Below are 16259 nucleotides of genomic sequence, written 5' to 3' on the forward strand. Positions count from 1 at the left end.
AACGGTAAATCATAGTAGGTTTTCAAAAAAATATCGAAGTTTGATAAATATTCAGAAATCATATGAAGAATTATCTAATTCTAATAGTATTATTTTTTTCTTTTCTGTCGTGTAAACAAGAGAAGAAATTAATTGTTCCTGTAGCTATTGAGAAACTTGCAGATCAAAAAATTGACTATGCCACTGGTTTTACGATACAAAACAAGGATACGTATAAAGAAATTAGCATAACCGCCCCTTGGCCTGAAGCTAAAACTACATTCACGTATATTTTATACCCTAAAGGATCAGAAAAACCAACTATTACTGGTAGGGCTTCCTATATAGAAGTCCCTGTAGATAAAACTGTGGTTACTTCTACCACAGATATACCTATGCTGGAGTATCTGGGCCTAGAAAACAAGCTCATCGGCTTTCCTCATAGTGATTACATTTCATCAGAAAAAACTCGAGCTTTAATTGATAATGGAACCATTATAGAATTAGGAAATAATGGTCATCTAAATACCGAATTTACTTTAGAATTAGCTCCTGAGCTTATCATTGGTTACTCTGCTACGGGAGATATCAAAACATATGATCTTTTGGAAAAAACAGGAATTCCAGTGGTTATGAATGGCTCTTGGATGGAACAGCATCCATTAGGGCGTGCAGAGTGGATAAAATTTGTGGCCGCTTTTTACAATAAAGAAAAAGAAGCAGATAGTATATTTAAAAAAATTGAAAGAAATTATAATGATGCTATTACCTTAGCTAATAATGCTGCAACAACTCCTACTGTTTTATCAGGTAATATGTTTAAAGATGTTTGGCACGTACCCGGAGGAGATAGTTATGTTGCTAAATTTTTAAAAGATGCCAACACCAGCTATCTATGGGCAGAAACGAAAAAAACAGGAAGTATCGCATTAAATTTTGAGAGTGTATTAGAAAAAGCGCAAGATGCTAAATTTTGGATTGGTTCAGGATCTTCTAGGTCCTTGGAGGAACTAAAAGGAAAGAACAATCGATATACCTTTTTTGAAGCATTTAAAAATAAAACCGTATATTCTTCAACATTAAAGACTGGTGCGAAAGGTGGATTGGTATACTATGAATTAGGTCCAATGCGTCCGGATTTGATTCTTAAAGATATCATTAAGATAGCACATCCCGAATTATTAACAGATTACGAACCTTATTTTTTCGAAAAACTGAACTAGTTGACCCCAAATAAATCATATAAAAGCGTATTTATCATCATCATCGTAGTATTGCTACTATGTTTTGTTACGAATATTAGCTTAGGCTCTGTACTTATTCCTTGGTTTGACACCCTAAAAAGTTTAGTTGGCGCCACAGTCGAAAAAGAATCCTGGAGACATATTATTATCGATTATCGATTACCTAAAGCAATCACTGCCATCATCGTAGGAAGTGGTTTGGGGGTTTCGGGATTATTAATGCAAACTTTATTTAGAAATCCATTAGCGGGACCTTTTGTTTTAGGAATTAGTTCTGGTGCAAGTCTTGGTGTCGCCTTATTAATTCTCGGAAGTGCTTTGGTTGGTGGTTCTACAGCATTGTTTTTAGTATCCAATTGGGGTCTTGTTATTGCTGCCAGTACCGGAAGTGTCTTAGTCCTGTTTATGGTAATGCTAGTGTCTATAAGAGTTCGAGATACCATGGCAATTCTAATTATTGGTTTAATGTTCGGTAGTATCACTGCTGCTATAGTAAGTGTACTCTCCTACTTTGCCCCAGCAGAACAATTGCAACGCTATATTTTTTGGGGATTTGGTAGTTTAGGAAATTTATCCTGGGTCGATTTATTGATATTTTCTATAATCGCAACTATCGGAATGATATTGGCTATATTTGCTATAAAACCTTTAAATACATTACTACTAGGAGAAAATTATGCACGTAGCTTAGGTTTAAATATAAAGAAAAGTCGTTTTCTTATTATAATTGCTACCGGATTGCTAGCGGGAAGTATTACCGCTTTTGCAGGGCCCATTGCTTTTATAGGATTGGCTGTACCACATCTAACAAGACAATTATTTCATACATCCGATCATAAAACATTAATTCCGGCAGTTGTATTATTTGGAAGTATTATTATGTTAGTTTGTGATACCATTTCGCAATTACCCGGCACAGAATATACCTTGCCTATTAATGCTATTACTTCATTGATTGGAGCACCGGTTGTGATTTGGTTACTAGTACGAAAACGAAAAATGTTGTTTTAATATCGTATAACCTCTTGAAAACTGAGTATGAAGTTTTAAGCTTAGCATAATAGCCTTATGACAAAAAAATGAATTCGGATAACAAAAATTGAGTAAAATAAGCGTATTTAAAAACGCTCTGTACTAAAAACTTTGCACTAGGTACTAAAATAATTATGGAAATAGAATCATTAGATACTGAAAACCAAAATATTGTCCTTAGGACTGAGGATCTCTCTATTGGCTACCAGCATAAAAATAATTTGGAGGTAGTCGCTGCTGATATTAACTTGAAGTTATATGAAGGGGAACTTGTGGGATTAGTAGGTGCAAATGGTATTGGTAAATCAACATTGCTCCGCACTTTATCAAAGGTGCAACCTGCTCTACGCGGGAATGTTTTTTTATGTGAAAAAGAAATTAAAACTTACAAAACCTCTGAACTTGCATCACAGTTAAGTATTGTTCTCACAGAGCAAATAGCCTCAAAAAACTTAACAGTATACGAACTCATCGCGCTAGGTAGACAGCCTTATACCAATTGGGTGGGCAAACTACTAGAAGAGGATATACAAAAAGTAAGAAAAGCTATAGAAGTCACTCATATCAAAGAACTTGTAAATAGGAAGTGTTTCGAATTAAGCGATGGCCAATTACAGAAAGTACTTATAGCACGTGCGATTGCACAGGATACCCCTTTTATCATGTTGGATGAGCCAACTACACATTTGGACGTATATCATAAAGCATACATACTAAAGTTGTTAAAACGTTTAGCCTTCGAAACCCAAAAAACAATTTTATTTTCCACTCACGAAATTGACTTTGCCATACAATTATGTGATAAAATGATTGTCATGAACAATGAAGGTTTTGAATTTGGTCGTCCAAAAGAACTCATACAATGCAGGGCTTTTTCTTCATTATTTCCAGAAGACTTGATTTTATTTGATCCCAAAACCGGAAGTTATAAAGTAAGACATTAAGTATTAACTATTTGATTATAAACAATAAGACTTTTTTAGTATTCAACTAAAATAGTCTTTAAAATCATTGACTTTAAAGACTATTTTAGATATATAATTTTACAAATTGTTAAAATATACCCACTATCATTTTGCTCGTAGCATTAATTGACTACCAGTTTATGCACTCTACTACTTCCATTAGATACTTCAATAAGGAGAAAATACAATCCTGATGGAAGACTTGCCATGTTATAGGTGAAATCATAATTCATACTCCCCTGTGATCCTCTGGAATCCAACTCCAAATTATTGGTCATATTGAAGATTTTTAAGTTGACATCATTGACCTCGGATAGCTCGATGTTGATCGAAAAATTACCATCGGTAGTTGGGTTTGGAAATACGGAATAATGTATAAAAGTTTTAATATCATCCGCTGAAGACGAATCATCTGTTTCATCAAATTCTTTTTCAACAACCGTAACTATTTTTGTAATAGACTCCTCACAAAGCCCTTTGTGGGTAATCTGTGTAATACTAAAAGTTCCTGGCACATCAAACTGCACCTCTGCATAATTCTGATCACTATAACTGACTACTGCCTCTGGAGGGAATATCCACTCTACACTATCTGGAAACGGATCACTATTATCTACAATCACAAACTCCTGACTAACAAAAACTTGTGTAGACGATAAGAAGTTAGCTGAGATCACTTCTGAAGTAGCCTCTACATAAATACTTCCTATAGCTATACATCCTCTAGAGTCTGTAACTTCTACTTCATAAATACCCGTCGTAGCTACCTCTATTGTTGCCTGAGTACTTGTAAAGCCATTAGTCGAAATCCATTCGTAGGAAGCATTGGAATCGCTTATGGTAGCGTCCAACAACGTAGACTGCCCCAAACATAAGGTGATATCCTCACCTAAATCAACAATAAGTTGTTCAGGGTTTTCTAGTGTGATTTCTTGTGCTACAGTGCATCCTTTACTGTCTGTGACGATAACTTCATAACTTCCTTCACACAGATCGGTTAAATTCTGTGTTGTGATCCCATTACTCCACTGATAGGTATATGGTGCAGTTCCTCCTTGCACACTCAAACTAGCCGTTCCATCACATCCTTCATAGCAAGTTGGGTTTATATAAGAAATATCGGCAATCAGTGTCTCTGGTGGAGTAAGGGTAATCTCGCGTCTGGCAGAACAACCTCGACTATCAATCAGTTCCAACCAATAAGTACCTGCATTTACATTTTCTATTTGTCCTTCACTAGTACCATTGCTCCAAAGATATCTATAAGGCGGTGTACCTCCGGAAGGTATAGAGCTAACAAACCAATCGTTCTGGTCTCCACAATTTATAAAATCTGATTCCAACTCTAATTGCAGTAAATCTGGTTGTCCAAGTTGAAAAATTAAGCTGGTAGCGCTCACATCAACTGCATCAGATACGGTCACATAATAGTTCCCTGCACCAATACCTTCCAATATGAATGCATCTTCTCCTATGGGGTTTCCTGTATCGGCGTTAAACCACTGGTAGTTGTATTGTTTTGAAGAATTAAACGGAATGCCTCCTGTAACAGTAGCTCGCAAGCTTCCAGATTCGGTATCCTCAAAACATGATACTACACTAACCCGTTCTACTAAAACCTCTAATGCGGGTGGTACAAAAAGATCAACATCTTCAATAATTAGCATACAGTTGTTGGCATCAATAATTTGAGCACTATATTTTTCAGATCCTACATTAGAAAGGATATTTGTTGTGGTAGGTTGTATGGCTCCGTTAATTTCCTGCCATACGAATCTGTAAGGTGTAGTTCCGCCTCCTATATCCAAGGTGATACTACCATCTCTAGCTGTATCCGATGATGGGTAGACACGAGTGATATCTCTTATAAATAATGCTGGTGGTTGTTCAATTCGATATTCTTTTTCCAATATACATTGATTGGCATCAGTTACTGTAACAATATAATTCCCTGCGCTTAATGAACCTATATCCTCTGTCTGTTCTCCATTACTCCAACTATAACTATAAGGAGGTACTCCTCCGTTAACTGTAATATCAATGGTGCCATCTCTATCACCATTACATAGTAAATTTGTAATAGTTTCTGATATTTCCAGAGCGTTTGGTTCTGTGATTTCATAACGATCAGTATCTATATTTCCGTTTTCATCACTCACTAAAACAACGTAAATTCCTGCAGGGATAGTAGCTGTCTCTGAACTCTCAAACAAAATAGTATTTGGATCGCTTTCTTCATACCATTGGTAGGTATACTCTCCGCTTCCTCCTTCGGTAGTAGTGGTTAACGGTACTACAGATAATTCTCCAAAACATTGTACTCCACCTTCTTCTTCAATAGGAAGAATCCTAACAATTAATTCGTTAGGTTCTGTAATTTGCTGACTCAAAGGAATTGTACACCCATTGGCATCCGTAATAAGCAGCTCGTAGCTTCCGGAGGGTAAGTTACCTATATCTTGACTGTTTGCTGTAAATAATGGATTATTGGTATCAATCCATTCATATTCATAAGGAGAGGTTCCTCCACGTACTTCTAATGAAATACTTCCATTTTGAGTTTGATATCCAGTAAGATTTGTAGCAACTATATCATAAATCTCCAACGGCGCATCTGGCTGAGTGATTACTATTGGATTCTCTAAAGATGTAGTACATAGGTTCTCATCGATCACAACCAATTCATACGTTCCCGAAGTGATATCTTCCAGATCCTCGGTTGTAGCTTCAAAATCAGGGTCTTCCTGCTTGCTCCATCGGAAGTTATACGGATAATATGCTCCCGTATTTTCATCGCGGGGACCACCAGTTACTGTTACATCGATACTACCTGTGGCGCTTCCATGACACAAAACATGTACTGGGTCACTTTCTAATTCTAACACTAAATCATCAGGCTGGGTAATCTCTAAGGTAGCCTCATTTTGAGTCCCTACCGTATCTTCTACTTCTACTCTATAGATGCCCGCTCCAAGATTTTCCAATCGAACAAGGCCATTACCGGTTTCTAAAAATCGTTCCGTACCATTTTCTATCACATACCATCGAAACTCAAAATCATCCACAGTGGAATTGATTGGAAAGCCTCCACTTACATTGGCTAACAGTTCTCCAGTTTGTTCGCCATAGCACAGTACTGGCATTTCCTGGGTTAGTTCCACTAATAAAGGACCCGGTTCTTGTATTTCGAAAGTCCCTTCTTGCGGACAGCCATTATCATCAGTTACAATTACTGTATAGTTTCCTGCACTAAGGTTATTGATATCCTCTGTAGTTGCTGTAAACACAGGATCATTGTCAAGCGTCCAATTAAACGTATATGGCGATGCTCCCAATGTAACAGTAATATCCAAAGATCCATTAGTACCGCCTACTGTAGTAACTGCTTGGTTATCTGTCTCCACAATGCTTATAGCCTCTGGTTGATCCAATCTAATAGTTTCAGCATTAACAAGAGTACAATCCTCAGAATCTCGAAGGTAAATCGTATAATCTCCTTCTGCAAGTCCTGTAACCGTATTATCGGCAAGCTCACTTACCAACATATAATTAACATCGTCCAAAGAATAAAAATATGGGGCTGTTCCTCCATCAGGAGTTAATACAATGGTACCATCGGTACCATCATAGCAACTGACATCTGTTTTGGAAACTGATAAAGTGAGTAAGTCGGGTTGGTTAAGTATTATAGATGCTGTAGTGGTTGTATAATCATCACTAACTTCAACCTGATAATTTCCTGCTAATACATTTTCCAATTGCGCCCCATTGGCAGCGTTAATTGGAATAAAAACTGAATTTTCTTCGACAAACCATTGATAGCGGTATTGATTGTTTTGATCCAATAACCCGCCCAAGGCACTGACGGTCAAGGTACCTGTACCCCCGTAACATGGAATCAAATTAGTGATATCAATAAGCGCGGTGAGTCGATCCGGCTCTGTAATTGCTATCGTACCGGAAGTAGTTGAACAATTGTTGGCATCGGTAACACTAGCCACATAGTTTCCTGCAGGTAAACCAGAAATCGATGCACCTGTTTGTGTAAGCGTGCTCCCTTCAACCTCCCAAGTTACCGTGTATGGAGATCTACCTCCCTGTGGCGTAATTGTTATGGATCCACTATTCCCACCGTTCACCGTATTATTGACAACATCACTAGTAGGATTGTAGTCAATATAAAATTCATCAGGTCGATTTATTTGGTATAGTTCACTAATCTCCGAAACACATACCTGCGCTGTAGCATCCCTAACTACAAATCGGTATCCTGCTCCAGAGTAAGGAATATCTGTGATTACATTAGAAGTAATATAACTAGTGCTAGTTCCATTCCAAATACCGTATTCATAGTTGCCTGAACCACTGGTAGCAATGGTAGCAGAAACAGTACCATCATAACAAAGTAGTTCGGTAATCTCAACACTATCTATGGTTATTGGGTCCGGAATATTAGAAAAACTTAGATTTGTGCTTTCTACCCGACCATTTCTAGTATCTGTGACAACTACTGAATAATTATCCTGGCCTCCTGTTATGGAGGATTGACCTGTTCCATAAGGACTGCCATCCCGGGTCCAAACATACGTATAAGGTGGATAGCCTCCATTAACATTTTCTAATATAATACGCCCGTCCTGAGATGCTGAACAACTTGGGCTTTCATACCCCACATCAAAGGTAATAGGTTGTGGATCATTGATCCTTGGCAACGTATACTCCTGAGGACATCCGTTGGCATCTGTATATCGGATACGGTGTACCCCAGCTGGTAATCCTAGGATATCAAAACCTTCTCGATCAGCCGTACCTGTAATATTTGGGGTTGTAGTCAGAATTGTATAATTATAATATCGTCTAACACCAGAAACAACCGGGTTTCCTCCACTAACACTAGTAATTCTTATTATGGCGTCATTTCGACCGGGCGCACTAGGCTCTGTAACAGTTCCTACAGTATGTGTTATCCGAGTAGCCTCTTCTATTGTAATCATAGTAGAAGTTCCTCCATTCCCTATACATTGATTACCATCTCTGACTAAAATTTGATATGTATCGTGTGTTAAGGTGATTACATTGCCAGAGGAGAAATTTTGCCAACCTCCTGTAGGTGATCTCCTGTATTGATACCTATTATTACCTCCTGATGCGGTTAAACGAATCTGACCATTATTCTGATTTGGACATACTTCATCTCTGATCTTTGTAGCTGTAAAACTAACAGCAGTAGGAGCAGTTATTCGGATATTTATCGGATCCTTTGGACAGCTAATCGTAGCACCACTTATAAAACCAGCAATCTCCACACGGTAATTACCTGATACTAGTGGCCTTCCATCATTTGGTACCCGCCACGTATGGGAGTACACACCATTGCCTTCAGGTACAAATTGTGTTCCGGATGTACCATTGAACCCAACAATATTACTACCGTATGGCCTATTATCATCAGTATTAATAAGATTAATGCTCATCTGTTCGCTCGAACTATCAATCTGACGGTCGAAATTGAGTTTTAAAACCGCATCATTGCTATCCGAACAAGAAGGTTGTGTTACAGAATAGGGTGTCGTTGCAAAATCCGGAAGTTCCTGTTGGTAATTTACTGTAAGCACGTTAGAGGGGAGTTCCTCAACAGTACCACAGTTTGGGTTTATACGAATCGGAATACTTCTATCCAAAGCTCTTGCTCTATTTGTTGCATTCGGAAATAAATCACTAAGCGTCAAATCAATAGAAGAACTTCCGGTATGGCGCGTAATATTTCTCCAAACACCCGGAGAGCTCGTTATATTATCAAAAAACTGCCAATTGTACACTGTTTGGGGATCTGGAAAACCCGCTGTAGCATTGATACGCACACGCTCTGATTCGCAAATGTAATTTATGGCAGGAGGCCTAGTGCCATCTGCAAAGGATAGATCAATTATTGGAATAATTTCTAACCTTGCAGACCCATTGCTTACCCAATTAGGAAAACTAAAAGAACCTCTAGAGCAGGAATAATTTAATTCTACAGTTCTAGAATGTATAGGTGGGCACGAGACCCTACTAAAATTTCCTGTAATCCTCATGTTAATGCTAGAAGGTAAATTACCAGTAGTTAGAATTTCAGTTTCATTAATCTCATATGGTGTGTTAGTAATTCTACCCTGATAAAAAAGTCCAGGAAAAGATACTGTTATATTTCTTGCATTACATTCATCTTCCCTTCCAGCAGTTCCAGTAGTTCCTGTTAATCTAAGCCTATAATCCTGTGCATGCGAACTTAGAAAAGTTAGAAAAAACATCCCCGTAATTACTAATATTCTTTTCATATTATTTTTTAGTATTTTACCTCAATTTTTTTAAGAGGTGATTTTACTCCTGATGCAAACGTTGCTTGCAGTAAATACTGATAATTAGTATTGATTATCAGATCCGTATCCGTGAATTTTTGTTCCTGATTTTTGAATACTTTATATAAACCAGGACGTTCATTCCCTTGGGCTTTAAACAACAAGAACTCTGTTATACCTTTTTCTTTATATTTCCAATTGAGCATAATATTTTGCTGTTCTCTATCTACTACCCCTGTAAAACGATCTATAGTAGGTTTGACCCTACCCTCTGGCACAATAATAAGTAATGGGTTTATAGGATCTGATTCCAACCCAGTATCATCTTGTGTTATTGCGGTATACAAATAGGTAGTATTTTCTTGAATAGTGGTATCATCATAAGAAGTCTGAGAAATATCCTGATCAGTCACTAATTGCCAATCTTGATCTGTACCTTTTTCTTTTCTATAAATGATTGTTTTTACAGCATCCTCGCTACTGCTAGGAACCCATTGCAATCGAACCTCGTTATCTTCTACTTTAAACTTAGAAAATACCGGAGGCGTTGGTGGTATAATATCAGGACGCCTAAGCATTAATATTTCTGAAAAACCAGAAGGATTATATCGTTTATCAAAGGCTTGAACTTTATAGTAAATTTTCTTAACCAAAGTTTTGATCGGAATACTATCAATAACTTTGTTTTCTTTGATAGGTGCAAACGTAATTTGAGTAAATTCCTCGCCCTCTAGGTTCGCTCTAAAAACACGATATCCTAATAAATCTGGTTCTGTATTCTGTTCCCATTGCAATGTTACAACACCTGTAGTATCAATTTTGCCTGTTAATCCCTTTGGATCATTTGGTGGAGTGGCATCATCGGGTTGTACCATAAAGGGAAAAGATTCTCTTCTGGATCCATCATTTCCGACCGCAACTACTTTATAGTAGCTTATCGGCTGTATATCCTGAAGCTGTAGTGTCCGACTTGTTTTACGTATGTTTTGTTGTATCGATACGTAGTTTCCTTTTATTTCGTTTGCTCTAAGAACTTCGAAATGAGACAAACCTTCCTTACCCTCTTCAGGAAACTCCCATACGATTTTTACGCTCTTTTGATTTTCTGATATATCTGCCTTGAGGATTGCAGGGTTGTAATAATTTCCTTTTACCCCTTTTCCTACTAAGACATCCGAATATGGACCTGTTTCACCAAATGGAGAAATTCCTTTTAGTCTATAATGGTATTCCTTATTGTTCTGAGCAAGACTATCTATATATACCATTCGGCTAGCCGCTTGCTCCTTATTATTATTCAAATTAGTAATTGGTACATTCAACACTTTTACAAAAGTTTGCCCAAGATCTGCTGACTTCTCTAATACATAGCTATTATAATCACGCACTAGGAGCCTATAATTCCAACTTAGCATTACACTTTTATCTTTAAAAACTCCTACAAACTCCTGTGGTTTTGGTAGTTCTCTATAATCTTGCAATCCTACATATACCCCTCCGAATTTAATATTCATTTTTTCTTCTGGCACTTCAGTAAAAACCTTATACAAGTAGCGTTCTCCAGGCTTTACATCGTTATCAACATAGCCTAATCCAGAAAATTTAGCTACTTCATAATCCTGATCAGCAGCATATAAAGCAAAAGCAAAACGTTGTTCTAACACTTGTGCCTGATTGAGAATCGTTAACATGCCATTGCCTCCTTCTTCCATTTCCACTTCAAAATCCTCTCCGTAGATCGCTTGAGCAACGATGGCTGCATTGTCATTATCTTCTACTAGCTGCTCCCATTCTGCCATAGGCTTTGGCTTTATTGTCATTACATGCAACCTTTGAATGATAGGCGTAGTGAGTATTTTGCCCTCCTTTACAATTGTTTGACGTTCTATGTAAAACCCATATTGATTTGCATATTTCCAGGCCAATGGTGTATTAGGAGCCCATCGAAGCTTTATATTTTCTTTTCCTACAAAACCTATTACCTCTATAGCTGGTTCCACATCGCCTATAGGTTTTTGAGCATAGACATTCGAAACGAATAAGCACAAGAACGTTAGATTATAAATAATATGGTTGAAATTTTTACTCATAAAGAGGATTATAATAGTTTATAGTTTTTCCTGATTGACCTTGTAATTGACCTGGTAATTTGTAATTCCATTTCGTTCTGTAATCTCCTTTTCTCATAAAAGGAAAGGTACCTGAAACCAATTGAGGATATTCTTGTAATAAGGAAGTATCTTCTTTTAGAATCAGCTGATATCTCAGATCCAGATAATCGCGATAATAATAAGAAGTGAGATTATAACTATAAGGGTTAAAATTCTCAGTATCAAAAACTCCATTTTCTAAGTAAGTGATATAAGACGTTACTGGCTCTACTGCCTCCACGGGTGGAACTCCAACACCATCTGTACTTCTTGTAACTTCAATCATATCGGCTAGCGGATACTCTTTATATAACAATGGGTAGATATAGCTTTTATAATATTTATTATTCAGCTGCGCCTGGGCTACAACCAATGGCTTGTTACCTGAATAACGATTCCCTACCAAATCTACAAGGTCAAAAGGTTCATCCGGGACAATATCCTGCTGAAGTATTAATTCATATGGAGACAAATGCCTGTACAAATCTTGCTTTTTATCCATCCGATTTACCTTAGCTTGGAAAGTGGTATACTTACTGGTTCTAAACTCATAACTCAGCAATTCGCGTTCTTCGCCATTTACTGACAATTGATCAATTGTTCTGGAGCGTATCTCTGCATCATTTCCTGTACTATCATTTCCAAGATTTCTAGTGCTATACGATTCTGATACATTGCTATTTGATTCACTATCAGGAGGCATTAGCGATATTTGCACCAGATAGTCCGTTGCTGTATTTACACCTTTAGGCAGGTCGTACATAAGCTGCTTATTCGCTGCATTATACTGAAACTCTTCTTGTTTTTCTTCTGTAGTAGTTTTCAATACTATTTCTTTCTTCCAACCAGGTACCGCATCGAACAGGTACGATTGCCCTCTTTTTAGTTTAACATATCCTGTTTTATATTCTTTCACAAAGAAATTTTTCTGTCCCAATACAGGATACATATATTCTATGTTACTCAATGGGATAGTTTCAGGTGCCACTCCTGTAGTAAAAGTTACTTCTTTAATCTCGTTTGCAGGTTTTCCGTTATTTTGTATTACTTCCCATCTTCCATTGATCCATTCTTCAAAATGCAATTGAACTATCGCCCTTAAATCGCTTGATGGAGGTAACACCTCATGAGAATAGAAAGTCGCAGAATCATTGCTGTCATTCCATTCGATTGCTCCAGGTAGTTTGTTCCCTCCCTTGGATAGTTCAAACTTATCTAACATTATCTTGTAACGATGGTCACCCTCGTCATCAGGTAATTCAAATACTTTATTAATAGGTAAATTGAACGCAACTTGAGGTACAGAAAACACATCTATATCGCTTGCATTCTCCTTAGGGACGATATCTCCAATCACTACGATACCATCTAATGCGCTTTCTCCTACTACTTCACATTTGTCTCCCAATTCTATTTTAAATCTGAAACTTCCTTTGACCAAACCGCCTAAAACACTGTAACGCCCCTTAAAATATCCACGAAGCCAAACCGGATTAGGTAGGCGAGCTTGTACTAAAACTGCTCCACTACCAGAAAAAATATCTATTTTTTTTGTCTTGAAGAATAGCTTAACTTTTAATCCAACCTTACCTTGAAGATAGGCGTACGCTTGGCCATTAGCATACCATCCATCCATTCCTATCTGCTCTGATGATCCTTTACAATGAGCCTCTCCATAATCTTTTAGCATAATATCAAATCCGAACCCAGCATCAAACCGTGCATAAAAAATTAGAAACCGTAGATCTCCAGTAGTCATCGCCCAATGCATTCCCATCGCCATTCCGGTACCTGAATCTAGTTTATTCAAATCTCTTGTATACTCAAGTTTTGCGGCATCTACCCCTAAAAGTTGGGCTACCATTTGTGGAGGTGGCGGGCTTCCAGGCAGATCCTGTCCGGTCATATAATATCCTCGGGTTTCTTCTTTAAGAATTCCCAGATCCATTTTTGTTCCTATAGGATCTTCGGGCGTACCTATTAATAGATGCCAAGTATCCCGTGCCGCATAAAAATCCATCCATCCTGCTCTTCCGTTATCCCCAATCCCTTTTAAAAAGCCTAAATTGATATATAACTCAGAGGTCGCATGAAAGACCTTATTGGTAAAATCATGCTTGATAAACACGTTGGCAGCAATGCGACCTTCGGGACGGTATGCCGGAACCAATGCATCTTCGCCATCTGCTAAGATTGCTAGTTTTTCTGTCAATCTATCGTAAAATGAATTCGGTATGCTTGAGATCAAGTTCCCTTCACCTTTAAAATAAATCTCCTCTAACCCTCCAGAACGACGAAAAGACATTCCCAATTCTACAGTAGCGTTAAAAAGATCTTCTGAATTTTGGGTAATGATCCCTACAGACGCTTTCATACCAAAATTATTCTGTGCACTAGGCTCATAAATAACCCCAGAAACAGAAGTTCCTATATTCTCAAAAGTTCCATTTGCACTTCGATCAATTCCTGCCATTTTCATACGATTGTAAAAACCACCGCCAAAATAATTAATGGCAAATCCTGTAAAAATAGGTATAGGTGTTGGCAAGGTTACGCCAGCATCTGCAAACCAATATCTAAACTCATCTGTACGTCCGAATAAAGCTTTGGCCTCGACATCCAGTTCCATACCCATTGTAAATTTTGCTCCGACAGCTCCGGCAAACCCTTTTCCATAGGCAGGGTCATCTTCAAAAATAAAAATGGCTCCTTCTAATTCTAATCCAGCAACTTCCATCTTCACATTAAGACGTTCCAGATCAATCCCATCATAATTCCAGCGTTCTCGACCGCTGTCGTCTTCTAATTTTGCTTTGATGGCCAGTTTACAACCTCCTCCGTTACCTCCATCGTTTTCTGAGGTTAAGTTAACACTAAAATCCACCACCAACTCTGCAGCTTCACCCTTTAGACGTAATCCAACTTCATTTAAACTTACTGGAAAATTTGCGAGTTTTTGTTCTCCCTGATACCCAAAATATGATACTGAGAACTTAGGAGCTTCGGTTTGCAGAACCATATTCTCAAACGTTATCCCCTTAAAATCTACTGTTTTATCTCCGTTTGAATTATCATCTTTTTTTAAATTGGAAGCTATGGAGACAGAACCATGCAATGTAGCCATCGGACGAAATACATCGTCTTCAATCTTCATCTCTATATAAGAATCAGGCGTTAAATCAACATTAGCATTCCAGACATCAAAACTTAACCCTTCGGTCTTTGAAACTTGAAATGTATACTCATCTGGTTGGATAAAAGCACTATACTGTATTCTGCCTACTTTAGAAACCGGAAGAACCATCTCTCCGTTAAATTCTCCATCGATCAGCGTATTTCTTTGTAATTCTATTTTAAAATAATCTAGAGAAAACTGCCATTTTGACGCAGAACCTTCGTCAATCGACAGTACACTATTCCCTTCAAAAGATCCCGTTACTCCAGCATCATCAATAATCATTTTGGTTCCTGTAAAGGCTACTCTTTTAGTGCTGTTATTTTTTTTAAAAGCCTTGGGTAATACAACTTGCAGACTTTCTACATATACTCCTCTCCAAAGAGTAGGATTATTAGAATAGTAAGTATTGATGTAATCCGCAGGAACTGCATCATCGTTTCTAAGATCACTAAAATCCAATACTGCAGTATTCAAACGAAACGTTGTTCCTTCTAATCCTTTGACTCCAAATTCTGGCAATGAGATATTAACAACCCAATCGTTCCAGTCTGCTATCGTAGTTTTTACGCTTGCAGTAACTTGTTTCGCATCGATTTTTTTACCATCTTCATTTACAGGAAAAATTAAATCACTGGAAAAAATTACGTCTGCATCAATTCCTAATTCCTTAAAACCATCACAGTCAATGGTTGCATAGGTTTTACGATCATTAAAACTACCGTTAAGCGATAATAGTATTTTACCTTGATTAATGTTTATATTAAATTTAGAAATAAGATTTAGTGTTGCATCACCTACAATTCCTCCGTCATGAGATAATTTTATGTCCTCTGCACCTAATATCAATATACCTCTTGCAGTTTCTACTTTGAGAAAAACAGTAAGTTCGGCTACAGACGGAGTAAATACTGCCTTCGCGATTCCTACTGTATATTTCGTACTGCTAATAGTTTTGGGTGATATAGCGACTGGTAACTGCGACAGCTTATCACTGGTTAACTGATCTATATAATTTTGTGTTTCTTCAATTTTAGCAAATGTTTCCTCGGCCATTTCAAGCCATTTTCTATTTTGTAAGGAGTCTATTGTAATAAAATCAAAGCCTTCTTCTACTGTAGCAGCTACAGATTTTGGCTTGCGAACCGGAGTATTGAACTTTTCGAGAGATTTGAATTTTCGAAAGGTTTTGGCTGGTAATGTCTCTTCGGTTTTGGGTTTCGAATCTTTTTTAGAGACTTCTGAATTTCTGTTATCAGTATCCAAGATGCTATCTGGCGTACCATAGCAGAGTACAATATTGATAAGAAATACTGTTATAAAAGCTACTTGGTTTCTAAAAAATATCCTTTTAATTTTTATCATTATAACCTTCC

The 16259-nt window shown here is 37.5% G+C and carries 6 protein-coding genes; 3 read left to right on the top strand and 3 right to left on the bottom strand.

All coding sequences use genetic code 11. The features are described from left to right. Positions 1–62 precede the first annotated feature (62 nt). The 3 genes from ACWGOQ_RS21185 (at position 63) to ACWGOQ_RS21195 (ending at position 3199) form a co-directional block, all read left to right on the top strand. Complete coding sequence (locus ACWGOQ_RS21185; protein WP_452059796.1) at positions 63–1202, top strand: ABC transporter substrate-binding protein; 1140 nt, start codon at positions 63–65, stop codon at positions 1200–1202. Next, entirely contained in the window at positions 1203–2234 is a 1032-nt protein-coding gene (locus tag ACWGOQ_RS21190; RefSeq protein WP_452059795.1) for a FecCD family ABC transporter permease, read from the top strand. 155 nt (positions 2235–2389) lie between these two features. Further along, the gene (locus ACWGOQ_RS21195) at positions 2390–3199 is read left to right on the top strand and encodes an ABC transporter ATP-binding protein (protein WP_452059794.1); all 810 of its coding nucleotides are present in this window, start codon (positions 2390–2392) and stop codon (positions 3197–3199) included. Positions 3200–3342: 143 nt separating this feature from the next. On the opposite strand, the gene ACWGOQ_RS21200 is transcribed toward ACWGOQ_RS21195, so the two are convergent. From ACWGOQ_RS21200 to ACWGOQ_RS21210, 3 genes are read right to left on the bottom strand one after another with little or no spacing between them, the layout of a single operon-like run. After that, a complete protein-coding gene (locus ACWGOQ_RS21200; protein WP_452059793.1) occupies positions 3343–9537 on the bottom strand; it encodes a T9SS type A sorting domain-containing protein in 6195 nt (2064 codons plus the stop codon). A gap of 8 nt (positions 9538–9545) precedes the next feature. Further along, complete coding sequence (locus ACWGOQ_RS21205; RefSeq protein ID WP_452059792.1) at positions 9546–11648, bottom strand: fibronectin type III domain-containing protein; 2103 nt, start codon at positions 11646–11648, stop codon at positions 9546–9548. Beyond that, positions 11641–16248, bottom strand: coding sequence for a hypothetical protein (locus tag ACWGOQ_RS21210; protein WP_452059791.1), 4608 nt, complete (start codon positions 16246–16248; stop codon positions 11641–11643). Before ACWGOQ_RS21210 ends, ACWGOQ_RS21205 begins: the two co-directional genes overlap by 8 nt. Between the last annotated feature and the right edge of the window lie 11 nt (positions 16249–16259).

This window comes from Aquimarina ulvae, assembly GCF_053613295.3.